The 25497-nt window shown below is 70.9% G+C and carries 23 protein-coding genes, 1 pseudogene and 1 riboswitch; of the genes and pseudogenes, 18 read left to right on the plus strand and 6 right to left on the minus strand.

The annotated features are described in order from the left end of the window. A pseudogene (locus ACFVS6_RS39470) lies at nt 1-104 on the plus strand (iron-sulfur cluster insertion protein ErpA); the annotation flags it as partial. 106 nt (nt 105-210) lie between these two features. Here the strand turns inward: ACFVS6_RS39470 and ACFVS6_RS39475 are convergent. Both ACFVS6_RS39475 and ACFVS6_RS39480 read right to left on the minus strand, forming a co-directional pair. Continuing rightward, on the minus strand, nt 211-1686 hold the full coding sequence (locus ACFVS6_RS39475) for a hypothetical protein (protein WP_389711365.1): 1476 nt from the start codon (nt 1684-1686) through the stop codon (nt 211-213). Between the two features lie 94 nt (nt 1687-1780). After that, nucleotides 1781-1996, minus strand: a complete 216-nt coding sequence (locus tag ACFVS6_RS39480) for a hypothetical protein (RefSeq protein WP_281204599.1) — start codon at nt 1994-1996, stop codon at nt 1781-1783. 132 nt (nt 1997-2128) lie between these two features. Here ACFVS6_RS39480 and ACFVS6_RS39485 point away from each other — a divergent pair, with 132 nt between their 5' ends. After that, the gene (locus ACFVS6_RS39485; RefSeq protein WP_389711366.1) at nt 2129-3106 is read left to right on the plus strand and encodes a carbohydrate kinase family protein; all 978 of its coding nucleotides are present in this window, start codon (nt 2129-2131) and stop codon (nt 3104-3106) included. An 86-nt stretch (nt 3107-3192) separates the two neighbouring features. On the opposite strand, the gene ACFVS6_RS39490 is transcribed toward ACFVS6_RS39485, so the two are convergent. After that, nucleotides 3193-4572 (minus strand): cysteine desulfurase/sulfurtransferase TusA family protein, encoded by a 1380-nt coding sequence (locus tag ACFVS6_RS39490; RefSeq protein ID WP_389711367.1) that lies wholly within the window; start codon nt 4570-4572, stop codon nt 3193-3195. A gap of 283 nt (nt 4573-4855) precedes the next feature. On the opposite strand from ACFVS6_RS39490, the gene coxB reads away from it, so the two are divergent. The 4 genes from coxB (at nt 4856) to ACFVS6_RS39510 (ending at nt 9379) form a co-directional block, all read left to right on the plus strand. Then, on the plus strand, nt 4856-5881 hold the full coding sequence (gene coxB, locus ACFVS6_RS39495) for a cytochrome c oxidase subunit II (RefSeq protein ID WP_389711368.1): 1026 nt from the start codon (nt 4856-4858) through the stop codon (nt 5879-5881). After that, nucleotides 5878-7611, plus strand: coding sequence for a cytochrome c oxidase subunit I (ctaD, locus tag ACFVS6_RS39500; RefSeq protein WP_281204603.1), 1734 nt, complete (start codon nt 5878-5880; stop codon nt 7609-7611). Before coxB ends, ctaD begins: the two co-directional genes overlap by 4 nt. Beyond that, nucleotides 7608-8006, plus strand: coding sequence for a cytochrome c oxidase subunit 4 (locus tag ACFVS6_RS39505; RefSeq protein WP_215140600.1), 399 nt, complete (start codon nt 7608-7610; stop codon nt 8004-8006). The genes ctaD and ACFVS6_RS39505 overlap by 4 nt, the downstream gene beginning before the upstream one ends. A gap of 125 nt (nt 8007-8131) precedes the next feature. After that, a complete protein-coding gene (locus ACFVS6_RS39510) occupies nt 8132-9379 on the plus strand; it encodes an Ig-like domain-containing protein (protein ID WP_389711369.1) in 1248 nt (415 codons plus the stop codon). Between the two features lie 59 nt (nt 9380-9438). Here the strand turns inward: ACFVS6_RS39510 and ACFVS6_RS39515 are convergent, their stop codons facing one another. Beyond that, a complete protein-coding gene (locus ACFVS6_RS39515; protein ID WP_281204605.1) occupies nt 9439-9840 on the minus strand; it encodes a hypothetical protein in 402 nt (133 codons plus the stop codon). 198 nt (nt 9841-10038) lie between these two features. Between ACFVS6_RS39515 and ACFVS6_RS39520 the strand changes: the two genes are divergently transcribed. The 6 genes from ACFVS6_RS39520 to ACFVS6_RS39545 all read left to right on the plus strand — a co-directional run bounded on the left by ACFVS6_RS39520 (nt 10039) and on the right by ACFVS6_RS39545 (nt 17263). Next, the gene (locus tag ACFVS6_RS39520; RefSeq protein ID WP_281204606.1) at nt 10039-10659 is read left to right on the plus strand and encodes a heme-copper oxidase subunit III; all 621 of its coding nucleotides are present in this window, start codon (nt 10039-10041) and stop codon (nt 10657-10659) included. A gap of 76 nt (nt 10660-10735) precedes the next feature. Then, the gene (locus tag ACFVS6_RS39525) at nt 10736-11545 is read left to right on the plus strand and encodes a c-type cytochrome (RefSeq protein ID WP_389711370.1); all 810 of its coding nucleotides are present in this window, start codon (nt 10736-10738) and stop codon (nt 11543-11545) included. Then, nucleotides 11542-12600 (plus strand): Rieske 2Fe-2S domain-containing protein, encoded by a 1059-nt coding sequence (locus ACFVS6_RS39530; protein WP_389711371.1) that lies wholly within the window; start codon nt 11542-11544, stop codon nt 12598-12600. Before ACFVS6_RS39525 ends, ACFVS6_RS39530 begins: the two co-directional genes overlap by 4 nt. Then, nucleotides 12597-14228: a cytochrome bc complex cytochrome b subunit gene (locus ACFVS6_RS39535; protein WP_389711372.1), complete on the plus strand. Its 1632-nt coding sequence runs from the start codon at nt 12597-12599 to the stop codon at nt 14226-14228. Before ACFVS6_RS39530 ends, ACFVS6_RS39535 begins: the two co-directional genes overlap by 4 nt. 165 nt (nt 14229-14393) lie before the next feature. Further along, nucleotides 14394-15458, plus strand: coding sequence for an anthranilate phosphoribosyltransferase (trpD, locus tag ACFVS6_RS39540; protein ID WP_389711373.1), 1065 nt, complete (start codon nt 14394-14396; stop codon nt 15456-15458). A gap of 82 nt (nt 15459-15540) precedes the next feature. After that, nucleotides 15541-15657: riboswitch (SAM riboswitch) on the plus strand. A 217-nt stretch (nt 15658-15874) separates the two neighbouring features. Then, nucleotides 15875-17263 (plus strand): aminotransferase class V-fold PLP-dependent enzyme, encoded by a 1389-nt coding sequence (locus ACFVS6_RS39545; protein WP_389711374.1) that lies wholly within the window; start codon nt 15875-15877, stop codon nt 17261-17263. A 335-nt stretch (nt 17264-17598) separates the two neighbouring features. On the opposite strand, the gene ACFVS6_RS39550 is transcribed toward ACFVS6_RS39545, so the two are convergent. Together ACFVS6_RS39550 and ACFVS6_RS39555 are read right to left on the minus strand one after the other, a co-directional pair. Continuing rightward, nucleotides 17599-17880 carry an Lrp/AsnC family transcriptional regulator gene (locus ACFVS6_RS39550; RefSeq protein ID WP_007263678.1) on the minus strand — a complete coding sequence of 94 codons (282 nt, stop codon included), beginning with the start codon at nt 17878-17880 and terminating at the stop codon, nt 17599-17601. Beyond that, nucleotides 17877-18599 (minus strand): rhomboid family intramembrane serine protease, encoded by a 723-nt coding sequence (locus ACFVS6_RS39555; protein WP_389711375.1) that lies wholly within the window; start codon nt 18597-18599, stop codon nt 17877-17879. Before ACFVS6_RS39555 ends, ACFVS6_RS39550 begins: the two co-directional genes overlap by 4 nt. A gap of 124 nt (nt 18600-18723) precedes the next feature. On the opposite strand from ACFVS6_RS39555, the gene ACFVS6_RS39560 reads away from it, so the two are divergent. The 6 genes from ACFVS6_RS39560 (at nt 18724) to ACFVS6_RS39585 (ending at nt 25310) form a co-directional block, all read left to right on the plus strand. Beyond that, on the plus strand, nt 18724-18963 hold the full coding sequence (locus ACFVS6_RS39560) for a hypothetical protein (RefSeq protein ID WP_007263676.1): 240 nt from the start codon (nt 18724-18726) through the stop codon (nt 18961-18963). A gap of 39 nt (nt 18964-19002) precedes the next feature. Continuing rightward, a complete protein-coding gene (locus ACFVS6_RS39565) occupies nt 19003-20367 on the plus strand; it encodes an NYN domain-containing protein (protein ID WP_389711388.1) in 1365 nt (454 codons plus the stop codon). 252 nt (nt 20368-20619) lie between these two features. Beyond that, the gene (locus ACFVS6_RS39570; RefSeq protein ID WP_389711376.1) at nt 20620-21657 is read left to right on the plus strand and encodes an NlpC/P60 family protein; all 1038 of its coding nucleotides are present in this window, start codon (nt 20620-20622) and stop codon (nt 21655-21657) included. A 244-nt stretch (nt 21658-21901) separates the two neighbouring features. Further along, entirely contained in the window at nt 21902-22948 is a 1047-nt protein-coding gene (locus tag ACFVS6_RS39575; RefSeq protein WP_389711377.1) for an NlpC/P60 family protein, read from the plus strand. Nucleotides 22949-22985: 37 nt separating this feature from the next. After that, a complete protein-coding gene (locus ACFVS6_RS39580) occupies nt 22986-24161 on the plus strand; it encodes a hypothetical protein (protein ID WP_389711378.1) in 1176 nt (391 codons plus the stop codon). 6 nt (nt 24162-24167) lie between these two features. Continuing rightward, nucleotides 24168-25310, plus strand: a complete 1143-nt coding sequence (locus ACFVS6_RS39585) for a glycosyltransferase family 4 protein (protein ID WP_389711379.1) — start codon at nt 24168-24170, stop codon at nt 25308-25310. The last annotated feature ends 187 nt before the right edge of the window (nt 25311-25497 follow it).

Consider the following 25497-nt stretch of genomic DNA (forward strand, 5'->3'; position numbering starts at 1 on the left):
AGGGCGCCTCTATCGACTTCGTCTACACAATCTATAAGCTGGGCTTCACCTTCGACAACCCTACCGCCCCCGGCTCCTGCGCCTGCGGCGACTCGTTCAGCTAGTCCGGCCGCGCCGGCGGCCCGTCCGCCGGCGCGACCGACGAGGGCCCGGGCCCCGGTCGAATCCGACCGGGGCCCGGGCCCTCGTGCGTTGCGCGCCTCCGAGCCGCTACTGGCGGGGGAGGGGCTTGCCCGTCGTCGCGTCGACCACCTTGCGGTCACCGAGCGGCTGCTTGAGCGTCACCGTCTCGGACATCTCCTGCGCGATCATGATGCAGGCCCCGCCCGGCTTGTGCGGGGTGTCGGTGATCTTCACCAGCACCGAGGTGCCCTCCTCCCGAGCCTCCACGGCGTAGGCGCTGCACGCCCCGCCCCAGAAGTTCACCGTCAGCTTCCGGTCGGCCTCGGCGTACGAGAACCCGGGCACGGTGCGACCCTGCGGGGGCACCGGAGTCCCGCCGCCCTCGGCGGCCGCCGGCTCCACCACGGTGTGGCCCGCCCCGCCGGACCTGCCCGCCACCTCGAACAGCCAGGCCGGCACCAGGCCCCGGCCGCCGTCGACCGTCCCCGGCGCCAGACCGAGCACGGCTCCCCGTACGGACTCCGTCCGCGGCGGCTTCATCGGACGCGGCTCCGGGTTGCACGGCACGGTGTCCGTCGCCCCCACGGGCGTGTCCGGGGTCAGCGGGACCGAGGTCGCGCAGCCGCTCGGGTTCGGGTTCGGGCCGCTGCCGTCGCCGGTGTTGCGGGCGTTGAGCCGGGCCAGCGCCTCGACCGCGCCGACCACGGGCTGCTCCCCGGACCGGACCGGGGCCTTCAGCTCGCCGCTGCCGGCCACCACGCGGGAGTCCGCCCCCACGCTCACCTTGCTGGACCAGCCCCGGGTCGCCAGCCCGCCCACCACCGGGTCGGCGCTCACCACCCGGACCGAGCCCTGCACGAGCCGGGCGTCCACCGTGGCTTCGGACTGACCCGCGGCCGCGAGCACCGGAGCCGCCGCGCCCTTGGCCGCCTCCTCGGAAACCGGCTCGCCCGCGACGCCGCCCGGCGCGACGGGGGAGTCCGCGCCGCCCTGCGGCAGGGTCGCCGGGCCGCAGGTGTCCTTGCCGCGCACGCAGTCGTCGCCCGCGCCGTTGCCGGTGCCGTCGCCCTTGCCCGGGACGCCCTGGAAGCGGGAGAAGCTCCAGGTGCCGGGCGCCTTGTGGGTCACCGTCAGGCGGGGGCCCGTGCCGTCGGCCGTCTCGCCCGCGTGCCAGACGTCACCGTCGAGCCGCGGCGCGCCCTCGATCCCCAGGGCCTTCGCGAGCCGGGTCACCTCCTCCGCGGTGACCTCGCCGGACGCCGCGAACGAGGGCGCCGACCCCGGGGCCTCCGGCAGCGGTACGTCGGCCGTGTACGTCACACCGGCGCCGGAGGGGTCCGGCTCCCCGGGGGCGATGCCCGGTCCCGTGGGCGCCGCCGCCTCGCGGGGCGCGGAGGCCGCGCTGTCACCCGTACGGCTGCCACCGGTACCGCCGCCGTGGGCGGTCGACGCCCAGTAGGCCGTTCCGCCGCCGGCCAGCAGGACGGCGGCCGCGATCGAGCCGATGGCCCAGGACGGCCGCCGTCGTGTGGCGCTTGATGTGTCGGGTTGTTCGCTGGTCACCGATTCGCTCCTTCGCCTGTCCCGCGGTACGTGATGCGGGTGTGACGTGGCAGCGGCCGAACCGGTTCCCCCGAGATCCTTCCGGTGGTGGGACTCAGTCGCCGTAGGCCGCCGTGGAGGCGATCAGACGGGCCGAGTCCGCCGGAACGCTGATGCCGTGGATCTCGGAGGGCGCCACCCGGACCGGCCGGGGTCCCTCCGGGACCGCCCAGTGCGGGGCCATCCGGGCGCAGTCGCCCAGCAGACGTGCGAAGCCGGGCCGCGCGTCGGCGGCGTACTCGACGTGCCCGAAGCCATCGGTGTAGGTCATGGGGGCACGTTAAGCACGCCACGGCGAGTGAAGGAAGTCCTACTACGGGGTAGTTTCAGCCGGTCGGCCGCGGTGCCGCGACCGGGTAGTTTTGACTGTCCCCTTGCCGTCCTCCGCAGGAGCGTCCACGCCGTGCGCATTGCAGTCACCGGCTCCATCGCCACCGACCACCTCATGACCTTCCCGGGCCGTTTCGCGGACCAGCTGGTCGCCGACCAGCTCCACACGGTCTCCCTCTCCTTCCTCGTCGACAACCTCGACGTCCGGAGAGGCGGAGTCGGCCCGAACATCTGCTTCGGCATGGGTCAGCTCGGCACCCGCCCGATCCTCGTCGGCGCGGCCGGCTCGGACTTCGACGAGTACCGCGCCTGGCTGGAGCGGCACGGCGTCGACACCGATTCCGTACGCATCTCCGAGGTGCTGCACACCGCCCGCTTCGTCTGCACCACCGACGCCGACCACAACCAGATCGGCTCCTTCTACACGGGCGCCATGAGCGAGGCCCGCCAGATCGAGCTGAAGGCCGTCGCCGACCGGGTGGGCGGTCTCGACCTCGTCCTCATCGGCGCCGACGACCCCGAGGCGATGCTCCGCCACACGGAGGAGTGCCGCACCCGCGGGATCCCCTTCGCCGCGGACTTCTCGCAGCAGATCGCCCGCATGGACGGCGAGAACATCCGCACCCTGATGGAGGGCGCGACGTACCTCTTCTCGAACGAGTACGAGAAGGGCCTCATCGAGTCGAAGTCCGGCTGGACCGACGAGGAGATCCTCTCCAAGGTCGGCACCCGCGTGACCACCCTCGGCGCGCAGGGCGTGCGCATCGACCGCGTCGGCGAGGAGCCGATCGTCGTCGGCTGCCCCGAGGAGACGGCCAAGGTCGACCCGACCGGCGTCGGCGACGCGTTCCGCGCGGGCTTCCTCACCGGACTGGGCTGGGGCGTCGGCCTGGAGCGGGCCGCGCAGGTCGGCTGCATGCTGGCCACCCTCGTCATCGAGACCCTCGGCACCCAGGAGTACACCCTGGCCCGGGCGCACTTCATGGAGCGCTTCACCAAGGCGTACGGCGACGAAGCGGCCTCCGAGGTCCGCGCCCACCTCGCGTCCTGACGCACGGCACCACCGGGTGACGCACCGCGCCACCCGATGACGGACCCGGCCCGCCTCCCCGGCGGGCCGGGTCCGTCCCGTTCGGCTCAGACCAGACGTCGGACCGTGTACGCCACGCCCGCCGGCCGGTCCGCCTCCCCCAGGTACGCGTGGCCCCGCATCACGCACCAGGCGGGGATGTCCAGGCGCGCGACCTCGTCGTCGGACAGGACGGTGACCGTCCCCCCGACCGGCACGCCGCCGATGGCCCGGGCGAGCTCGATCACCGGCTGCGGGCAGCGCAGCCCGAGGGCGTCCAGCTCCAGGGAGTCCGCGACGGGCGCCACCGCCGGCGCCTCCGACACGCCGAGCTTCTCCCGGACGCCCGCGACCGCGCCCGGCAGCACGTCCAGGAAGCCGTTGACCTGATCGGCGGTGGTGCCCGGCGGCAGGGAGACCCGCACGTTGCCCTCCGACAGCACCCCCATCGCCCGCAGGACGTGACTCGGGGTCAGCGTGGAGCTCGTGCAGGAGGAGCCGGACGACACCGAGAAGCCGGCCCGGTCCAGCTCGTGCAGCAGGGTCTCGCCGTCGACGTACAGACAGGAGAAGGTGACCAGGTGCGGGAGCCGGCGCTCGGCGTCGCCCACCACCTCCACGTCCGGGACCAAGCGGGCCACCCGCCGCCGGATCCGGTCGACGAGGATCCGCAGCCGGGCCCCCTCCGCCTCGGCCTCCGCGCGCACGGCCCGCAGCGAGGCCGCCGCCGCGACGACCGCGGGCAGGTTCACGAAGCCGGGGGAGCGGCCCGACTCCCTTTCGTCGGCGGGGCCTTGGGGAGAGAACCGGACCCCCTTGCGGACCGCCAGCAACCCCACCCCGGGCGGTCCGCCCCACTTGTGCGCGCTCGCCGTGAGGAGGGACCACGCCCCCTCGACCGGGCCCCAACCCAGCGACTGCGCCGCGTCCACCAGGAGCGGGACCCCGGCCGCCGCGCACGCCTCGGCCGTCTCCGCCACCGGCTGGACCGTGCCGACCTCGTGGTTGGCCGACTGGAGGCAGGCCAACGCGGTGTCCGGGGCGAGCGCGGCCGCGTACGCGGTGGGACCCACCGCGCCGAACCGGTCCACCGGAACCTCCGTCACCGTGCCCCCGGCCGCGGCGTGGGCGTCCGCCGCGTGCAGTACAGAACTGTGTTCGACCGCCGACACGACCAGATGGCCCCCGACCCGCCGGCGCCCCGCGAGGGCCCCCGCGATGCCCGTGTGAACCGCGTGCGTTCCCGAAGGAGTGAACACGAGCTCGTCGGGACGGCAGCCCACGGCCTCGGCCGCCGCCTCGCGCGCCGCGTCCAGCAACAGCCGCGCGCGCCGACCCTCCCGGTACAGCCGGGCCGGGTCCGCCCAGCCCTCGTCCAGGGCGGCCTGCAGGGCCTGTCGGGCCACGGGGTGCAGCGGGGCGGCGGACGCGGTGTCGAAGTACGGCATCGGGCCACGCTAACCCCCACCCCGCGAGCGTCCGGGTCAGGGGCCGTCAGATGTCTTCCGGAGCGCGCCATTCAGGGCCGGATGGCCCGTCCCCCGTACGGCGGATCCACCCCTTCGGGGTCAGTAACGGCGCGTTGGGCACCCTCCCCGCGCGACCCCAAATAGCGTCCAGTAGGGTTTGGTCCGCATAAACATCCAAACCCCTGCCTGCGTCAGGGCCGGCGACCGACCCGAACACGGCCGCGGCCGGCCGCGCGGGCCGAGACTCTCGGGAAGGCGCTACGTGAGTCCCTACGGCTCCGACCGCTCGCCGCGGCGCCCGATGCGGCGGAAGCTGCTGCAGGCGCTGACTGCGGGCGTGGTCCTGGCGACCGCCACTGGTTGCTCGTACACCTGGAAAGACTTCCCCCGCCTCGGAATGCCCACCCCGGTCACGGAGGAGGCGCCTCGCATCCTTTCCCTGTGGCAGGGATCCTGGGCGGCCGCTCTCATCACGGGCATCCTGGTGTGGGGCCTGATCATGTGGAGCGTCATCTTCCACCGGCGTAGCCGGACGAAGATCGAGGTCCCCGCGCAGACCCGGTACAACATGCCCATCGAGGCGCTGTACACCGTGGTCCCGCTCATCATCGTCTCGGTGCTCTTCTACTTCACCGCGCGTGACGAGTCGAAGCTGCTCTCCCTCTCCGCCAAGCCGGCGCACACGATCAACGTGATCGGCTTCCAGTGGAGCTGGGGCTTCAACTACATCGAGAACGTCGACGGCGACGCGGCCACCCCCCGTTCGAGGGAGCTGCCGAAGCAGTCCGGTGCGGCCGAGAACGCCGAGCCGAGGACGACCACGGTCCCCAAGGAGCTCGACTCCATCCCGGACCGTTTCACCAAGGACTTCCCGGCGGGCGCCGAAGGCGTCTACCAGAAGGGCGTCCCCAGCGACCGGAACCCGCAGACGGGTAACCCGGGGCCGACCCTCTACCTGCCCAAGGGCGAGAAGGTCCGCTTCATCCTGTCGTCGAACGACGTCATCCACTCCTTCTGGGTGGTGCCCTTCCTGTTCAAGCAGGACGTCATCCCCGGTCACACCAACGTCTTCGAGGTGACTCCGTCGCAGGAGGGCACCTTCATGGGCAAGTGTGCCGAGCTGTGCGGTGTCGACCACTCCCGGATGCTCTTCAACGTCAAGGTCGTCTCCCCCGAGAAGTACCGGGAGCACCTGAAGGAGCTCGCCGAGAAGGGTCAGACCGGCTTCCTGCCGGCCGGCATCAAGCAGACCGACCCGGCCCGGAATGCGGAGATCAACAAACTGTGAGCATCCTCAACGAATCTCAGGGTGCCGCCGCAGCCGACTCGTACGAGAACGAGCTGCCGGTACGGCGCAAGCAGCCGGGCAATGTCGTCGTGAAGTGGCTCACCACCACCGACCACAAGACCATCGGCACGATGTACCTGGTCACGTCGTTCGTGTTCTTCATCATCGGCGGGATCATGGCGCTCTTCATGCGCGCCGAGCTGGCCCGACCGGGCACGCAGATCATGTCGAACGAGCAGTTCAACCAGGCGTTCACCATGCATGGCACGATCATGCTGCTGATGTTCGCCACCCCGCTCTTCGCGGGCTTCGCCAACTGGATCATGCCGCTGCAGATCGGCGCGCCCGACGTGGCGTTCCCGCGGCTGAACATGTTCGCGTACTGGCTGTACCTCTTCGGCTCGACCATCGCGGTGGCCGGCTTCGTCACCCCCTCGGGTGCCGCCGACTTCGGCTGGTTCGCCTACTCCCCGCTGTCGGACGCGGTCCGCTCGCCGGGCATCGGCGCCGACATGTGGATCATGGGTCTGGCCTTCTCCGGCTTCGGCACGATCCTCGGTTCGGTCAACTTCATCACCACGATCATCTGCATGCGCGCGCCCGGCATGACGATGTTCCGCATGCCGATCTTCACCTGGAACGTGCTGCTGACCGGTGTTCTGGTCCTGCTCGCCTTCCCGGTGCTGGCCGCCGCGCTCTTCGCGCTGGAGGCCGACCGTAAATTCGGTGCGCACGTATTCGACGCGGCCAATGGCGGCGCATTGCTGTGGCAACACCTCTTCTGGTTCTTCGGGCACCCAGAGGTGTACATCATCGCGCTGCCATTCTTCGGAATCATTTCCGAGGTCATTCCGGTCTTCTCGCGCAAGCCGATGTTCGGTTACATCGGTCTGATCGCCGCGACGATCGCGATCGCCGGCCTTTCGGTGACCGTGTGGGCGCACCACATGTACGTCACCGGCGGTGTGCTGCTGCCGTTCTTCTCCTTCATGACGTTCCTCATCGCGGTACCGACCGGTGTGAAGTTCTTCAACTGGATCGGCACGATGTGGAAGGGCTCGTTGTCCTTCGAGACCCCGATGCTCTGGGCCGTCGGCTTCCTGATCACCTTCACCTTCGGTGGTCTGACCGGCGTCATCCTGGCCTCGCCCCCGATGGACTTCCACGTCTCCGACTCGTACTTCGTCGTCGCGCACTTCCACTACGTCATCTTCGGCACCGTGGTCTTCGCGATGTTCTCCGGATTCCACTTCTGGTGGCCGAAGTTCACGGGCAAGATGCTGGACGAGCGTCTCGGCAAGATCACCTTCTGGACGCTGTTCATCGGCTTCCACGGCACCTTCCTGGTGCAGCACTGGCTGGGCGCCGAGGGCATGGCGCGCCGTTACGCGGACTACCTGGACGCCGACGGATTCACCGCGCTGAACACGATCTCCACGATCAGCTCGTTCCTGCTCGGCCTGTCGATGCTGCCCTTCATGTACAACGTCTGGAAGACGGCGAAGTACGGGAAGAAGATCGAGGTCGACGACCCGTGGGGCTACGGCCGTTCGCTGGAGTGGGCGACCTCCTGCCCGCCGCCGCGGCACAACTTCCTCACCCTCCCGCGGATCCGTTCCGAATCCCCGGCGTTCGACCTGCACCACCCGGAGATCGCGGCCCTCGACCACCTTGAGGACCACGGCGCCGGCACCAAGGCCGTCACCGGTGGCAAGGAGGCCGGCAAGTGAAGATCCAGGGCAAGATGTTCCTCTGGCTCTCCTTCTTCATCCTGATCATGGCCGTCGTGTACGGCGTGTGGTCGAAGGAGCCCGTCGGCACCACCGCGCTCTTCCTGGCCTTCGGCCTGAGCGTCATGATCGGCTACTACCTGGCCTTCACGGCCAAGCGCGTGGACGAGATGGCCCAGGACAACCTGGAGGCCGACGTCGCCGACGAGGCGGGCGAGCTGGGGTTCTTCGCCCCGCACAGCTGGCAGCCGCTCTCGCTGGCCATCGGTGGCGCCTTCGCCTTCATGGGCGTCATCTTCGGCTGGTGGCTCATGTACTTCTCGGCCCCGATCATCCTGATCGGTCTGTGGGGCTGGGTGTACGAGTACTACCGCGGTGAGAACCAGAACCAGTAGGACCCGCGACACCCGCGGCGAAGCCGCACCACTTGGGGCCCGGACACCTCTTCGGAGGAGTCCGGGCCCCTCGTTTGCAGTCATCCCGCGCGCCGTAATTGTCATATCTTCATAGCGTTGGCTCCATGAAGCACTCACCGCGTCTTTGGACGGTACTCAGCTGCTCCCTGCTGGTCGCGTCCCTCGGGGCCGGAGCCACCGCATGCGGGTCCGGCGAGAAGAACCCGCTGTCAGTCCGCCCGTACGACGCGGGCGAGCACGTCGCCTTCAACCTGGCCCCCGGCGGTCGCCCCGCCGACCCCGACAAGCCCCTCGAAGTCACCCTCAAGGGCAACGAGTCCCGGATCACCGACGTGACGGTCGTGGACACCCACGGACGGCGCCTGGCGGGCGAACTCTCCGCCAAGGGCGACCGCTGGCACAGCACCGGCTCCATGGCCGCGGGCGTGCACTACGCGGTCACCGTGACCACGGAGAACGAGCGCGGCGAGCCGGGGCAGCGCACGCTGGCCTTCGACACCACCCCGGCCGACGGCGTCCTCAAGGTCGAATTCGGCCCGGACGAGGGCAAGTACGGCGTCGGCCAGCCCATCACGGCCGAACTCAACGAACCCGTCAAGGACAAGGCGGCCAGAGCCGTCGTGGAACGGGCCCTGGTCGTCGACGCGGCGGACGGCGTCGAGGGCGCCTGGCACTGGATCGACGACAAGAACCTCCACTACCGGCCCAAGGACTACTGGCCGGCCAACACCAGCGTCACCGTACGGAGCAACCTGGAGGGCGTCCGGGTGTCCGACGAACTCCACGGCGCCGCCTCGAAGCCGCTCAAGATCGACTTCGGCGACCGGGTGGAGGTCACCACCGACGCCGCCTCGCACTACATGACGTTCCGCCGGAACGGGGAAGTGGTCACCACCCTTCCGGTGACCACCGGCAAGCCCGGCTTCTCCACCCGCAACGGCATCAAGGTGGTGCTCGGCAAGCAGTACTACGTCCAGATGCGCGGCGACACCGTCGGCATCGGCGGCAGCGAGTACTACAACCTGCCCGTCTACTGGGCGACCCGTGTCACCTGGAGTGGTGAATACGTGCACGCCGCGCCGTGGTCCATCTCCTCGCACGGCGTCGCCAACGTCAGCCACGGCTGCACCGGCATGAGCACCGGCAACGCCGCCTGGTTCTACGAGAACATCACCGAGGGCGACATCGTCAAGGTGATCAACAGCATCGGCGACGACATGGACATCTTCGGCAACGGCTTCGGCGACTGGAACATGGACTGGAAGGACTGGAGGGAGGGCAGTGCCCTCCTCAAGGGCACCCAGGAAGGCCGCAGTCCCATCGACCAGGCCCGCCTGCGCCCGACCGTCTAGGAAGCCGACCGGAAGCCCCACGAGCGTCCCTGAGGGGCTCGTGGGGCTTCCGGGTCGTTCTACGCGTCCAGGGACAGCCGGGGCCGCAGGAGACCCGCCAGGACCTCCGGGAAGTCCACCGGATCAACCGGAAGGGTGACAGCGGCGTCCGCGCGGCTCCAGGTGGCCAGCCAGGCGTCCTGCGGACGCCCCATCAGCAGCAGCACCGGGGGACACCGGAAGATCTCGTCCTTGATCTGCCGGCACACGCCCATGCCCCCGGCCGGAACCGCCTCGCCGTCCAACACGCAGACGTCGATGCCGCCCTCGTCCAGTGCCGTCAGGACCGCCGGAAGCGTCGCGCACTCCAGGAACTCCACCGGCGGCAGGTCCGCCGCCGGCCTGCGACCGGCCGCGAGCCGCACCTGCTCCCGGGTGCCCGCGTCGTCGCTGTAGACCAGAACCCGCGCAGTCGCCCGCATTTCGTTCCTCCACGTGTCCGTGAATCACGCTGATGATGCGCGGGATGCTACTCCGTCCGACCCGCTGTCAACATCGGTTCGCACAGCCCCGCCCGAGCCACCGGAAGGACGATCTGATGGGCCGTTCGGGCCTTGCACACCCCCCTGACACTCCGAACGGCACCCCCCGGGGTGAGGGCGGGATAAGCGACCGACATAATGTCGGTCGTGGCGACAGCAACGACAGTAGATACCGGGCACGCGCACCCGACGGTCAACCGGCCGAACCTCGTCAGCGTCGGAACCATCATCTGGTTGAGTTCCGAGCTGATGTTCTTCGCGGCCCTCTTCGCGATGTACTTCACCCTGCGATCCGTGACGGGTGCCGAGTACTGGACAGAGCAGGCTTCGGCCTTGAATCTGCCCTTCTCGGCGACGAACACGACGATCCTGGTGCTCTCCTCGCTCACCTGCCAGCTCGGCGTATTCGCCGCCGAGCGCGGTGACGTGAAGAAGCTCCGATCGTGGTTCATCATCACGTTCGTCATGGGTGCGATCTTCATTGGCGGCCAGGTGTTCGAGTACACCGAGCTGGTCAAGCACGAGGGGATGTCCCTCTCGTCCGGACCGTACGGCTCGGTCTTCTACCTGACCACCGGCTTCCACGGTCTGCACGTGACGGGCGGTCTCATCGCCTTCCTGCTGGTCCTCGGCCGGACGTACGCGGCCAAGAGGTTCACCCACGAACAGGCCACGTCGGCCATCGTCGTGTCCTACTACTGGCACTTCGTCGATGTCGTCTGGATCGGCCTCTTCGCGACGATCTACCTGATCAAGTAGCGAACACGTCGCCGGGCCCGGCTCGGCACTCCATCCAGAAACACCGACGCAGAAGATCCTGACACCGGGGTAATCCGTGAAAAAGCTCTCCGCACGACGACGCCATCCGCTGGCGGCGGTCGTCGTTCTACTCTTCGCGCTGGCGGTCACTGGGGGGCTGTACGCCGCCTTCGCGCCCGCGGGCAAGGCGCAGGCCGACGAAACCGCCCAGTCCCTCGCCATCGAGGAGGGCAAGAAGCTCTATGCCGTGGGCTGCGCAAGCTGCCACGGTACCGGCGGTCAGGGTTCCTCTGACGGCCCGAGCCTGGTGGGCGTCGGCTCCGCCGCCGTCGACTTCCAGGTGAGCACGGGCCGCATGCCCGCCCAGCAGCCCGGCGCCCAGGTGCCGAAGAAGCCGAACATCTACTCGCAGGCCCAGATCGACCAGCTCGCGGCGTTCATCGCTTCGCTCGGCGCCGGCCCGATCACGCCGACCGAGAAGCAGTACGACCCGGCCGGGGCCAACATCGCCAAGGGTGGTGAGCTGTTCCGCAACAACTGCGCGCAGTGCCACAACTTCACCGGCGAGGGCGGCGCCCTGACGAACGGCAAGTACGCCCCGAACCTCGAGGACGTCTCGCCGAAGCACATCTACGAGGCCATGCTCACCGGCCCGCAGAACATGCCCTCCTTCCCGGACAGCACGATGCCGGAGCAGGGAAAGAAGGACATCATCGCGTACCTCCAGAACGTCAACGGCGAGAAGTCGACCAACCCCGGTGGTCTGAAGCTCGGTGGCCTCGGCCCCGTCTCCGAGGGTCTGTTCGGCTGGATCTTCGGTCTGGGTGCGCTGATCGCTGTCGCCGTCTGGGTCGCGGCCCACACCGCTAAGGCCAAGAAGTCATGAGTAGCCAAGACATTCCCGAAGAGAAGCACCTGCCGAGCGAGCAGGGCGACGCGCACCACGGTGGCGTGGCGGTCGCGGACGACCCGTTCGCCGACCCGGGCCTGCCGGTCCACAAGCCCCGTATCCAGGACATCGACGAGCGGGCGGCGAAGCGCTCCGAGCGCACCGTCGCGATGCTGTTCACGTTGTCGATGCTGGCCACGGTCGCCTTCATCGCCTCGTACGTGATCTTCCCGGTCGACAAGATCGTCTACATCTTCCCCATCGGGAAGGTGAGCGCGCTGAACTTCGCGCTCGGCGTCACCCTGGGCACGGCGCTCTTCTGCATCGGCGCGGGCGCGGTCCACTGGGCCCGCACCCTGATGTCCGATGTCGAGGTCGCCGCCGAGCGCCACGAGATCGCCGCTCCGCCGGAGGTCAAGGCGCAGGTCCTGCAGGACTTCGCCGACGGCGCGAACGAGTCCGGCATCGGCCGCCGGCCCCTGATCCGCAACACCCTGCTCGGCGCGCTGGCCCTGGTGCCGCTCTCCGGCGTGATGCTGCTGCGCGACCTGGGCCCGCTGCCCGAGGACAAGCTCCGCAAGACGATCTGGGCCAAGGGCAAGCTGCTCATCAACCAGAACACGATGGAGCCGCTGCGTCCCGAGGACATCCTGGTCGGCTCGCTGACCTTCGCCAAGCCCGAGGGCCTGGAGGAGGACGCGCACGACTACATGTCCCAGATCGCCAAGGCCGCCCTGATGATCGTCCGCATCCAGCCGGAGGACATCAAGGACAAGAAGGAACTGGAGTGGTCCCACGACGGCATCGTGGCCTTCTCCAAGATCTGCACCCACGTCGGCTGCCCGATCAGCCTGTACGAGCAGCAGACGCACCACGTGCTCTGCCCGTGCCACCAGTCCACTTTCGACCTCTCCGACGGCGCCCGTGTCATCTTCGGCCCGGCCGGTCACGCGCTTCCGCAGCTGCGGATCGGCGTGAATGACGAGGGCTTCCTCGAAGCGCACGGCGACTTCGAAGAGCCCGTCGGTCCTGCATTCTGGGAGCGCGGATGAGCACTGCCACAGACAACAAGACGGGGCGCAAAGCGCCTGCCGGCGAGCGCGTAGCGGACTGGGCGGACGGCCGCCTGGGCATCTACGGCCTCGCCAAGGCCAACATGCGCAAGATCTTCCCGGACCACTGGTCCTTCATGCTGGGTGAGATCTGCCTCTACAGCTTCATCATCATCATCCTCACGGGTGTGTACCTGACGCTGTTCTTCCACCCGAGCATGAACGAGGTCGTGTACCACGGCTCGTACGTGCCGATGCAGGGTGTCCGGATGTCCGAGGCCTTCGCCTCGACCCTGGACATCAGCTTCGACGTCCGCGGCGGTCTGCTGATCCGGCAGATCCACCACTGGGCGGCACTGATCTTCGTCGCGGCGATGATGGTGCACATGATGCGCGTCTTCTTCACCGGCGCGTTCCGCAAGCCGCGCGAGATCAACTGGATCTTCGGCTTCCTGCTGCTGGTCCTCGGCATGTTCACCGGTTTCACCGGTTACTCGCTGCCGGACGACCTGCTCTCGGGCACCGGTGTCCGCTTCATGCAGGGCGCGATCCTGTCCGTGCCGGTCGTCGGCACGTACCTGTCGATGTTCCTGTTCGGCGGGGAGTTCCCCGGCCACGACTTCGTGGCCCGGTTCTACTCGATCCACATCCTGCTGCTGCCCGGCATCATGATGGGCCTGCTGGTCGCCCACCTGATCCTGGTCTTCTACCACAAGCACACCCAGTTCGCGGGCCCCGGCAAGACGAACAACAACGTCGTCGGCATGCCGCTGCTGCCGGTCTACATGGCGAAGGCCGGAGGCTTCTTCTTCCTGGTCTTCGGCATCATCGCGGCCATCGCGGGCATCGCCTCGATCAACCCGATCTGGGCGCTCGGCCCGTACGTTCCGGACCACGTGTCCACGGGCGCGCAGCCCGACTGGTACATGGGCTTCTCCGAGGGCCTCATCCGTGCGATGCCGGGCTGGGAGATCAACCTCTGGGGCCACACGCTCGTCCTGGGCGTGTTCGTCCCGCTGGTGATCTTCCCGCTGGTGCTGGCGACGATCGCGGTCTACCCGTTCGTCGAGTCCTGGGTCACCGGCGACAAGCGCGAGCACCACATCCTGGACCGCCCGCGCAACGTCCCGACCCGTACCGCCTTCGGTGTGGCCTGGCTGACCTGGTACGTCATCCTGCTGATCGCCGGTGGAAACGACATGTTCGCGCAGTACTTCCACCTCTCGATCAACTCGATCACCTGGTTCGCGCGGATCGGTTTCTTCGTCGGCCCGGTCATCGCCTTCGTCATCACCAAGCGGATCTGCCTCGGCCTCCAGCGCCGGGACCGGGACAAGGTGCTGCACGGTCGCGAGACCGGCATCATCAAGCGCCTGCCGCACGGTGAGTTCGTCGAGATCCACGAGCCGCTCCCGCAGGGCCAGCTCCACACGCTCACCTCGTACAACACGTACGAGCCGGTCGAGATCGGCCCGACGGTCGACGAGAACGGCGTCGAGCGCAAGGTGAAGGCCACCGAGAAGCTGCGCGCGAAGCTCAGCAAGAGCTACTACGCCGAGGGCAACCAGATCCCGAAGCCCACGGTGGAGGAGTACAAGGAGATCCAGAGCGGCCACGGCCACCACTGATCCCCCGCACGACCGCTTGAGGGATTGATTTCGGTCAATCCTGGTGTCGCCACGGCGAGAGCCCCGTCCACTGTCCGGACGGGGCTCTTTGCCGTCCCCGGGGCTGGATAGGCTGGTCCCCTTCCCATTCGACGTGGCAACCTCACCAGGCAGCAGGAGCGGACCATGAACGTTGTGACCCCGGCAGGCGGCGACAGCGTGGCGGCCCGTGGCTGGCCGGGCATCCTCGACGCTCTGCTGACCGGCCGGAACCTCGGTGCGGACGACACCGCCTGGGCCATGGAGCAGATCATGCGGGGCGAGGCCACCGACGCGCAGATCGCCGGCTTCGTCGTCGCCCTGCGGGCCAAGGGGGAGACCGTCGCGGAGATCAGCGGCATGGTGCGCGCCATGTACGAACACGCCAACCTGATCGAGGTCCCGGGGCGGACCGTCGACATCGTCGGCACCGGTGGCGACGGCGCCAAGACGGTCAACATCTCGACCATGTCGGCGATCGTGGTGGCCGGCACGGGCGCGAAGGTCGTCAAGCACGGCAACCGGGCCGCGTCCTCCGCGAGCGGCTCCTCCGACGTGCTGGAGAAGCTCGGCGTCAACCTCAACCTCACCCCGGCCCGGGTGGCGGAGGTCGTCGAGGAAGCCGGGATCACGCTCTGCTTCGCGGTCAAGTTCCACCCGGCGCTGCGGCACGTGGCGGCCGCCCGCAAGGAACTGGGCATCCGGACGACGTTCAACTTCCTCGGCCCCCTGACCAACCCGGCCAAGGTGAGGGCCCAGGCGACGGGCGTCGCCGACCCCCGGGTGGCCCCCATCATGGCCGGCGTGCTGGCCGAGCGGGGCTCCTCCGCGCTGGTGTTCCGCGGTGACGACGGCCTCGACGAGTTGACCACCACCGCCACCTCGCGGGTGTGGTGGGTCCGGGACGGCTCGGTCACCGAGTCGGCCTTCGACCCGCGCGACATCGGCATCCCTCTCGTCGACGTGTCGGCGCTGCGCGGCGAGGACGCCTCGTACAACGCCGACGTCGCCCGCCGGCTGCTGGCCGGCGAGACCGGCCCCGTCCGGGACGCCGTACTGCTGAACTCGGCCGCCGCCCTGGTGGCGCTCGACCCGGGGACGGGCGCCCTGGAGGAGCGGCTCGCGGCGGGCGTGACCCGGGCGGCCGAGTCCATCGACTCGGGATCCGCTCGCGCCGCGCTGGAGCGCTGGGTGAGGGCGAGCAACGCCTGAGGCGCGGTTTCGGCCAAGACCCCGGTCCGCATCGTGGACCGGGGTCTTGCGCACGGGAGATCGTGTGGCAGGATTCTGACCAGGTCACGAGTGACAGCGTTTAGGCCCCGGCTTGCTGTCCGGCAACCCTCCTTCCGTGGCGGGGTGCCCCGGGTGATGACCAGGCCGTAGGCAGCGAGGTCTACGGCAAGCGCGGATCCCTCGATACCAGGGGTCCTGGTCTCTCGAGGAGCGTTTTCCGTGAGCAAGCGAATGCGATAGGGCGACTCCGCCCCCACTTCACCCCTCGGACCAGGGTCGCTTCCGTGCACCCCGTGTCATTTCCGAGGGCTTTCCCGTACCCCGACGGCCGCAGCGCCGCATCCGCGTACGGGCACTCCGAAGCCATTCCGCCCTGCCTGCCGGGAGATACCGCCATGTCCGCATCCCTGAACGCCGCCGTCACCACCACCGCCGCGTGCCTCGACGTACCCGCCTGCGGCGAGCCGCTGGCCGTGCTCGGCCGCGACGTCACCGTCCCGCTCGTGACCGGCGGCGAGGTCACGTACGCCGCCCTGGACTACGCGGCCAGCGCCCCCGCGCTCCAGCGGGTCTGGGACGACGTCGCCGCGTACGCCCCCTACTACGGCAGCGTCCACCGCGGGGCCGGCTACCTCTCCCAGCTGTCCACCGACCTCTTCGAGCAGAGCCGCGTCACCGTCGCCGAGTTCCTCGACTGCCGGCCCGCCGACCAGGTGGTCTTCACCCGGTCCACCACCGACTCCCTCAACCTGCTCGCCGCGGCCCTGCCGGCCGACTGCCAGGTGTTCGTCTTCGAGACCGAGCACCACGCCTCGCTGCTGCCCTGGACGAACGCACGCGTCACCTACCTCAACGCCCCCCGCACGCCCGGCGAGGCCGTCGCCACCCTGGAGCGGGCGCTCGCCGACCGGGAGCCCTACGGCCCGGCACTGGTCTGCGTCACCGGCGCCTCCAACGTCACCGGCGAACTGTGGCCGGTCAAGGAACTCGCCGCCGCCGCGCACGCCCACGGTGCCCGGATCGTCCTGGACGCCGCCCAGCTGGCCCCGCACCACCCCGTCTCCGTACGGGACCTCGACGTGGACTGGATCGCCTTCTCCGGCCACAAGCTGTACGCCCCGTTCGGCTCGGGCGTCCTCGCCGGCCGCGCGGACTGGCTCCAGGAGGCCGACCCGTACCTGGCCGGCGGCGGGGCCTCCCGCAAGGTCGCCCGCCGCGAGGACGGCGGCGTCGACGTCGAGTGGCACACCACCGCCGCCCGCCACGAGGCCGGCTCCCCGAACGTCATCGGCGTCTACTCCATCGCCTCCGCCTGCAAGGCCCTCAAGGAGGCCGGGTTCGAGAACCTGGTCGCCCGCGAGAACCACCTCATCGCCAAGGTCCGCGAGGGCCTCGCCGAGGTCCCGGCCGTCCGCGTGCTGTCCCTGTTCGGGGACGACGCCCCGCGCGTCGGCGTCATCTCCTTCGTGGTCGACGGCTGGAACAGCTCCCACTTCGCCGCGGCCCTGTCCGCCGAGTACGGCATCGGCGTCCGCGACGGCCTCTTCTGCGCCCACCCGCTGGTCCGCACCCTGCTCGGCAGCGAGCCGCAGGAGCCGGGCGAGTGCGGGGCGCCGGAGGCCGCGCCGGGGGAGCGCTCGCTGAACGCCATCCGTGTGAGCTTCGGGGCGGGCACCCCCGACGAGCACGTCGAGCGCTTCGTCCGCGCGGTGAAGGAACTCGTCGCGGACGGTGCCAAGTGGCAGTACCGCACCGAAGAGGGCCGCTGCGTCCCGGCCGTCTGACATCGCTCGTGCCATGCCGTACCGGGACCGCCGATACCCGCGCTCCGCGGCTGTCGGCAGGCCGCCGCCCGGTGGGAAACCCCCGCGCCCAGGTGCCGCGCGACCGGTCGGGGGCGGCTCGTGACGTACGGGGACGAGTACGGGCAGGAGTTTCGTGTACCGCCGGGCCCGTACCCCGCAGGAGGCCCCGGCCTTCGTCCGCGCCGCCGAGTGCGAGGTGTTCGGGGGCTGCGGAGGGGACGGGGACCTCGCGCCGTCCCCGCGGGGCTACCCCGCTCCGGCTCCGGGGAGGGCGCCCCGCCCGGGTGGGCGGGGCGTTGCCCGCGCTCCGAACGCTACGCGTCGAGGCCGATCGCGAAGGCGGCTTCCAGGTCGTGCTGGGAGTACGTGCGGAACGCGACGTGCGTGTCCGTCGCCTCGACGCCGGGGATCTTGCTGATGCGGCCCGGGATGATGTCCGCGAGGTTCTCGTGGCGGGCGACGCGGACCAGCGCGATCAGGTCGTACGTCCCGGTGACGGAGTAGACCTCGCTGACGCTGTCCAGCTGGGCGATGGACTCGGCGATCTCGGGGATGCGGTCCACGCTGGTCTTGATGAGCACGATCGCGGTGATCACGGTTGGCTGTCTCCCTCGCCGGCAGTCACTGGTCGACCCACTCTAGTCGTACGCCGATATCGGGCCCACGCGTACAGGAAGCCCAGGGAGAAGCCCACCACGTGGGCCAGGTAGGCGACCCCGGGGCCGCTCTCCGCCCGCTGCGCCGCCAGCCATTGCAGGCCGAACCAGAACAGCAGCACGATCCACGCGGGGAAGCGCAGCGGCAGGAACAGCAGGAACGGGAACAGGCTCGTCACGCGGGCCCGTGGGAACAGGCAGAGGAACGCGCCGAGCACCGCCGAGATCGCGCCGGACGCGCCGACCAGGGTCTGGTCCGAGGAGGCGTTGGCGGCCGCGTACGAGGCCAGCGCGAGGTACCCCGTGCAGACGTAGAACACGAGGAAGGGCGCCCGGCCCATCCGTTCCTCCGTCATCGCCCCGAAGACGTACAGGAAGAGCATGTTCCCGAGCAGGTGCAGCCAACTGCCGTGGACGAAGAGCGCCGTCAGCGGGGTGAGCAGCGGTCGAGCGGCTCCCGAGAACAACTCGTCCGGGACCACGCCCCAGTGCCGGAAGTACGCGGTGCCCGTTTCGGTCAGCCGGTCACCCGTCCCGTAGGAGGGGTTGAGGCCCGACGCCGGGCCGAGGACGAACGCCACGCAGCAACCGGCGATCAGCGCGTACGTGATCACCGGGCCCCGGGCGGCCTCGCGGACGGTCCGCCACCTTACGATCATGCGACAGAGCATGACGCAGGTGGACCCCCTCGAGGGTGGTGCCAGGCCGTAGGGTTACGTGCGCGGTCCGTCGACCGCCGCGGAAGGCTTTAATTGAATGAGCTACGAAGGAGAGAGCGGCCTGATGACGGTTCCCCTGCCGACCGACACCACCCGGTGGCGCTGCACCCTGTGCGGCAACCTCACGAGGTTCGACGTCACCCGATCGTCGAAGGTCGTGGAATACGTCCACCTGGACCTCGCCGGGGAGCCCAAGGTCGAGGAACGCGAGGTGGTCAGTGAGACCATCGAGTCGGTCCGCTGCCGCTGGTGCAACGCTGTGGACCAGATCGAGCTCGTGGACAGGCCGGGCACCGACTCCTGACGGAGCCGGGCCCACAGTAGATCACGGTAGGGGTGACGGATTGTGGAGCCAGCAAGCGGCGCTGAGCCGGCCGACGAGGCCGGCGACGCCGCCGAGGTGCTCGACCGCCCGCTGCCCGAAGGCGTGCGGCGCCGGGTCGTCGCGCTCGTCTCGGACGCCTTCGGCGGCCTGACGGTCGCCGACCTCCCGGCGCAGCTGCGCCAGTACGCGCGGTTCACCCCGACCCGGCGCGCCAAGTTCGCGGGCAACGCCATGGCCGCCGCCGTGGAGACGGACGCCGTCTTCCGCGGCCGGGTCGCGGAGAAGCTGCGCGAGGCGCAGCCGGAGCTGACCGGCGCCCTGGAGTCGGGTGCGCCGCCCGCCGCGGCCGACCCGCTCGACGTCGCGGCGGCCGCCTACGTGCTGCGCCCGGCCGGCTGGGTCAAGCTGGTGGCCTCCGCGGGCGAGGAGGCGCAGCGCGCCGACGCCGAGCGGGTGGGCGACGAGACGCGGCGCGAACTGGAGCGGCTGCGCGAGGAACTGGCCCAGGTGCGGGAGCTGCAGCGCTCGGGCGGCGAGCAGGTGCGCGCCGACCTCGAAGCGGCCCGCAAGGAAGCCGAATCGCTTCAGCGCAAGCTGCGCAGCGCCCTGAGCGACGTCAAGCGCGGCGAGGCGGCCCTGCGCAAGGTGGGCGCCGAGATCGACGGGATCCGGGGGGAGGCCGCCGCGCAGGTGGCCGCCGCCGAGAGCGAGTCCCGGCGGCTCAAGTCCCGTCTCGCGGAGGTGGAGTCGGCGCTGGAGATCTCGCGCCGGGCCACCCGGGAGGGGCGCAGCATCGAGGACATGCGGCTGCGGTTGCTGTTGGACACGGTCCTGGACGCGGCGGCCGGGCTGCGGCGCGAGCTGGCGCTGCCGCCGGTCAACACCCGTCCCGCGGACACCGTGGACGCGGTGGAGCCGGGCCGGATGACCCCGAAGGACATCGCCGCGCGGGCCCTGTCGGAGACCGATCCGGCTTTGCTGGACCAGCTGTTGGCGCTGCCCCAGGCGCATCTGGTGGTCGACGGCTACAACGTGACGAAGACCGGCTATCCGACGATGCCGCTGGAGAAGCAGCGGCTGCGCCTGCTGGGCGGGCTGTCGATGCTGGCCGCGCAGACCGGCGCCGAGATGACCTGCGTCTTCGACGGGGCGGAGTTGGCGGCGCCGGTGCTGCTCGCCCCGCCGCGCGGGGTGCGGGTGCTGTTCTCCAAGGCCGGCGTGACGGCGGACGAGCTGATCCGCCAGTTGGTGCGGGCCGAGCCGCCGGGCCGTCCGGTGGTCGTGGTCTCCACCGACCGGGAGGTGGCCGACGGGGTCGCGAAGGCGGGAGCCCGACCCGTGACGTCCGCTCTGCTCCTGAAGAGGCTTTCGCGTGTTTCGTAACTACTGGGCGTGATGCCGGGATTGGTGGTGCCCGGAGGGGACGTACCGTCAGTCCGCCGGCACGCAGCGTGCGCCGTTGGTAAAGAAGCGGGCAGGGCGGCGGATTTTTCCGTACGGGTATTTGAAGTGATCAAGCGCGTGTCACTAGGGTCTGCTCAAACCTTCGTGCGGTAGTTCACTCATTCGAGTGGCGACGGGGTTGTCGCCGGGCGTGCGTTCCCCCTCGGCGGTCCGAGGAAGGAGCTCGTCTCCGTGGCGTCCCACCGTCGACCCAAGCACCCGGCCCGCGCGCGCGTGACCGTGCTCACCGCCACCGCCGCCGCGGCGGTCGCGCTCTCCTCGCACTCGGCCGTGGCCGCCCCGGACAAACCGAACAAGGACGAGGTCAAGACCAAGGTCGACACCCTCTACGAGGAGGCCGAGCAGGCCACCGAGAAGTTCAACGGGGCCAAGGAGCGCCAGGAGAAGCTGGAGAAGGAGATCGCCCAGCTCCAGGACGGGGTCGCGCGCGGCCAGGACGAGCTCAACACCCTGCGCAACACGCTCGGTTCGATGGCCACCGCCCAGTACCGCGGCGGCGGCTTCGACCAGTCCGTGGAGCTCTTCCTGTCCGCCGACCCCGAGAGCTACCTCGACAAGGCCGCCACCCTCCAGCAGTTGAGCGGCAAGCAGGTCGACGCCATCGGCAAGATCCAGGCCAAGCAGCGCACCCTCGCGCAGCAGCGCCAGGAGGCCTCGGGCAAGCTCGCCGACCTCGACGCCACCCGCAAGGAGCTCGGCGAGAAGAAGAAGGCCTCCCAGGACAAGCTCGCCGAGGCCCAGGCCCTCCTCAACACGCTGACCGCGCAGGAGCGCAGGCAGTTGAAGGACGAGGAGGCGAAGGCCGGCGAGGCCGCCCGCGGCGAGGGCGAACGCGCCCCCGCCGCACCGCCCGCCAACGCGTCCGGCCGGGCCGGCGCCGCGCTGGCCGCCGCAAAGACCAAGCTGGGCAGCGCCTACATATCCGGCGCCGAGGGGCCCAGCGCGTTCGACTGCTCCGGGCTGGTGCAGTGGGCCTACAAGCAGGCCGGGGTCTCCGTCACCCGCACCACCTACACCCAGGCGAACGAGGGCACCCGCATCAGCCGGAGCCAGCTCCAGCCCGGTGACCTCGTCTTCTTCTACGGCGACCTGCACCACGTAGGCCTGTACGCGGGCAACAACACGACCCTGCACGCCTCCAACCCGCGCGGCGGCGTCAAGTACGAGTCGATCGACAACATGCCGTTCCAGTTCGGCGTCCGCATCTGACCCCTCCCGCTCCCACCCGGGACGCGCCCGCGCACCGCCCATCCGGGCGAATTCACGGGCCCCGCTCCGACCGCACGCCCCGCCCATGACCTGCGTCTGAGGCGGGGCGCCGTCATGCGGGCCCGTCGACGGTCGTTGGTCGGGGCGTGGTCGCGCGGCTACTGTCTGCCAGCGCGGAACCCGGCACACGGCCGTCCACGGAGGGCGGACCCGGGCCCCGCGCAGCGGAAGGGAGCGGTTCCACGTGGCGTCCCATCGCCGGCCCGGGCTCACCAGCCTCGACCGGAACACCAAGGTCACCGTTTTCACCGCCGCGGCGGCCACCGCCGCCGTAGCCATGACGGGCGCACCCGCCGGTGCGGCCCCCGGCCTCCCGCAGGAGCCCCCATCGGGCACCCGGGCGCAGGTCGACCGGCTCTTCGAGGAGGCCGAGCAGGCGACCGAACGGTTCAACGAGGCCGGTGAGAAGGCCGACCGGCTCCGGGCCGACATCGGTCGGTCCCAGGACGCGGTGGCCCGCGCCCAGGACCGGATCAACACCATGCGCGGGGTCCTCGGCACGTTCGCCGGAGCCCAGTACCGCTCCGGAGGCCTCGACCCCACCGTCGAGCTGATGCTCTCCGACGACCCGGACGACTATCTGGACAAGGCCGCCGTCCTGAACCGGCTCAGCGGCCGTCAGGCCCGCCAACTGGGCGAACTCCGCGAGGAGCAGCGCCGCCTCGGCCAGCAGCGCCAGGAGGCCTCCCACAAGCTGGCCGAGCTCGACTCCCTGCGTGCGGACGTGGCCCGGCACAAGCGCTCCGTCACCGCCAAGCTCGCCGCCGCCCGCAGGCTGCTCAACGAGATGCCCACCGCGGAACGAGCCGACTTCGAGCGGTCCTCGCGCTCCGGCGGCCGCCCCGGCGCGCTGCCCGAACCGGCCGCCGCCCCCGGGCACGCCTCGGGCCGCGCCATGACCGCCGTGATGGCCGCCCGGGCCGCGGTCGGACGCCCGTACGTGTGGGGCTCCACCGGCCCCTCCGGCTTCGACTGCTCCGGGCTGATGGTGTGGTCGTACCGGCAGGCGGGGGTCTCCCTGCCGCGCACCTCCCAGGCCCAGCGCGGTGCCGGCCGGCAGGTCCCGCTCTCGCAGGCCCAGCCCGGGGACCTGGTGACGTACCGATCCGACGCCAGCCACGTCGGGATGTACGTCGGCAACGGACAGGTCGTCCACGCCCCGTACCCCGGGGCCCGGGTCCGCTACGACCCGGTCGGGATGATGCCGGTGTCCTCGGTCACCCGGCCGTAGGTCCGGCGCCGGCCGGCGCGCTGCGTAGGATCGGCCGGTGCCCCCCCTGCTCCGCGTCGTCGTCCGTGTCCTGCTGCCGTGCCTGCTCGCGGTGGCCGGATGCACGGCGCCCGCCCCGGCGGGCGTCGACGGGCGGGACGTCCGGCGGGCCGTCGCCGACTGGTCCGCGGCCCCGCCCGCACGGCTCGCCGGGATCCCGCTGGAGGGCTGGTCGTACGAGGTCACCTCGATCCGGCGGGACGGCGACCGGGCCACCGCGCTCGCCCGACTGCGCTACGGCCTCACGGGCCACGACGACGCCCCCACCGAGGCGGACCGCGAGGTGCGGCTCACCCGGGTCCCGGCCGGCTGGCGGGTCGACGGCGACCGGCCCGCGCCCGGGGCGTTGCCGCAGCTGTGGGACCAGGGCGAACCGCTGGTGGCGCGGGGCGCGCACACGCTGGTCCTCGGGGTCGGCCAGAGCCCGCGGACCCTGTCGGGCATCGCCGCCGAGGTCGACCGGGCGGTGCCCGCGGTGTCCTCCGCCCGGCCCGTGAAGTGGGCCGGGCGGGTGGTGGTGCTGGTCCCCGGCTCCCTGGACGCGATGGCCGCCCTGCTCGGCCGACCGGCCGACGCCTACCAGGGCCTGGGCGCCGTCACCACGGGCCGCACCGGGGGCGGCCCGGCCCCCGCCGACCGGGTCGTCGTCAACCCGGAGGGGTACGCGCAACTGTCCGAACGGGGGCGGCGGATCCTGCTGACCCACGAGACCACCCATGTCGCCACGCGCGCCGCGACCACCGCCAGGACCCCGCTGTGGCTGTCCGAGGGCTTCGCCGACTGGGTGGCGTACCGCGACACCGGGCTGAGCCCGGCCGAGGCCGCGCCCGCCCTCGCGCGGGCCGTGCGGAGCGGCGAGGTCCCCGCCGAGCTCCCCCCGGACGAGGCCTTCTCCTTCGGCGGCGACCCGCAGGCGCAGGCCAGGGCGTACGAGGGCGCCTGGCTGGCCTGCCGGCTCGTCGCGGACAAATGGGGCGAGGCCGCGCTGATCGCGCTGTACGAACGGGCCGGGCGCGAACCGCTCCCGACCGCGTTGGCGGAGACCGTCGGGGGAGACCCGGCCGGCCTGACCACCGCCTGGCAGGCGGCGCTGCGCACGGAACTCGGCCGGGACGCGGCCGCCGGCGGCGGGCCGGGCGCGACGGACCCGTCCCGGGCGCGTCCGGTACTTTGACCGGTGATGCACAAGACGCTGATCGTGACCAACGACTTCCCGCCGCGCCCCGGCGGCATCCAGGCCTTCCTGCACAACATGGCGCTGCGCCTGGATCCCGACCGGATCGTCGTCTACGCCTCCACCTGGAAGCACGGCGAGGAAGGCCGCGCGGCCACCGCCGCCTTCGACGCGGAACAGCCCTTCCGGGTGGTGCGCGACCGTACGACGATGCTCCTGCCGACCCCCCGGGTGACCCGGCGGGCGGTCGGCCTGCTGCGCGAACACGGCTGCGAGTCCGTGTGGTTCGGGGCGGCCGCCCCGCTGGGCCTGATGGGCCCGGCGCTCAGGCGGGCGGGCGCCCGCCGGCTGGTCGCCACCACGCACGGCCACGAGGCCGGCTGGGCCCAACTGCCCGCGGCGCGACAGCTGCTGCGCCGCATCGGCGAGGGCACGGACACCCTGACGTACCTGGGGGAGTACACGCGCTCGCGGATCGCCTCGGCGGTCACCGAGCGGGCGGCGGCGCGGATGGTGCAACTCCCGCCGGGGGTGGACGAGAAGACCTTCCACCCCGGATCCGGCGGCGCCGCGGTCCGGGCCCGGCTGGGGCTGACGGACCGCCCGGTGGTGGTGTGCGTCTCCCGGCTGGTCCCGCGCAAGGGGCAGGACACGCTGATCGAGGCGATGCCGCGGATCCTGGCCTCGGTGCCGGACGCGGTGCTGCTCGTCGTGGGCGGCGGCCCGTACGAGGGGGACCTGCGCAAGCTCGCCGAGTCCACCGGGGTCTCCCGTTCCGTGGTCTTCACGGGGGCCGTGCCGTGGGCCGAACTCCCGGCGCACTACGGCGCGGGCGACGTGTTCGCGATGCCGTGCCGGACCCGGCGGGGCGGCCTGGACGTCGAGGGGCTCGGCATCGTCTACCTGGAGGCCTCGGCGACGGGACTGCCGGTGGTGGCGGGCGACTCCGGCGGCGCGCCCGACGCCGTTCTGGACGGGGAGACGGGCTGGGTCGTGCGCGGTGGCTCCCCCGAGGAGGCGGCCGACCGGATCACGGCCCTGCTCCAGGACCCGGAACTGCGCCGCAGCATGGGTGAGCGGGGCCGCGCCTGGGTCGAGGAGAAGTGGCGCTGGGACCTCCTCGCGGAGCGGCTGCGCGAGCTGCTGTAGGCGCGGTCCCGGACCCCCCTTCCACGGGGGAGGGGGCGCGGAGGGGGATTATCGCTCCTGACGGCCCCGCCGCAGGCGAAGTCCGTCGAATCGCGCGGACCCCGGCGGGCCCCGCATACGGTCGAGCCATGTCTGACTGTCACTCAGAAGCGTGTCAGTGCGGGTTATGGCCGGTTGGGCGGAATCC

The organism is Streptomyces sp. NPDC057939, assembly GCF_042887545.1.
Classification (GTDB): Bacteria; Actinomycetota; Actinomycetes; order Streptomycetales; family Streptomycetaceae; genus Streptomyces.

Excerpts from the sequence above, each read along its gene's own strand:
- ACFVS6_RS39555 (WP_389711375.1), bottom strand. The coding sequence starts at position 18,599 with ATGATCGTAAGGTGGCGGACCGTCCGCGAGGCCGCCCGGGGCCCGGTG.
- ACFVS6_RS39545 (WP_389711374.1), top strand. The coding sequence starts at position 15,875 with ATGTCCGCATCCCTGAACGCCGCCGTCACCACCACCGCCGCGTGCCTC.
- trpD (WP_389711373.1), top strand. The coding sequence starts at position 14,394 with ATGAACGTTGTGACCCCGGCAGGCGGCGACAGCGTGGCGGCCCGTGGC.
- ACFVS6_RS39535 (WP_389711372.1), top strand. The coding sequence starts at position 12,597 with ATGAGCACTGCCACAGACAACAAGACGGGGCGCAAAGCGCCTGCCGGC.
- ACFVS6_RS39585 (WP_389711379.1), top strand. The coding sequence starts at position 24,168 with ATGCACAAGACGCTGATCGTGACCAACGACTTCCCGCCGCGCCCCGGC.
- ACFVS6_RS39510 (WP_389711369.1), top strand. The coding sequence starts at position 8,132 with ATGAAGCACTCACCGCGTCTTTGGACGGTACTCAGCTGCTCCCTGCTG.
- ACFVS6_RS39515 (WP_281204605.1), bottom strand. The coding sequence starts at position 9,840 with ATGCGGGCGACTGCGCGGGTTCTGGTCTACAGCGACGACGCGGGCACC.
- ACFVS6_RS39520 (WP_281204606.1), top strand. The coding sequence starts at position 10,039 with ATGTCGGTCGTGGCGACAGCAACGACAGTAGATACCGGGCACGCGCAC.
- ACFVS6_RS39560 (WP_007263676.1), top strand. The coding sequence starts at position 18,724 with ATGACGGTTCCCCTGCCGACCGACACCACCCGGTGGCGCTGCACCCTG.
- ACFVS6_RS39530 (WP_389711371.1), top strand. The coding sequence starts at position 11,542 with ATGAGTAGCCAAGACATTCCCGAAGAGAAGCACCTGCCGAGCGAGCAG.
- ACFVS6_RS39480 (WP_281204599.1), bottom strand. The coding sequence starts at position 1,996 with ATGACCTACACCGATGGCTTCGGGCACGTCGAGTACGCCGCCGACGCG.
- ACFVS6_RS39490 (WP_389711367.1), bottom strand. The coding sequence starts at position 4,572 with ATGCCGTACTTCGACACCGCGTCCGCCGCCCCGCTGCACCCCGTGGCC.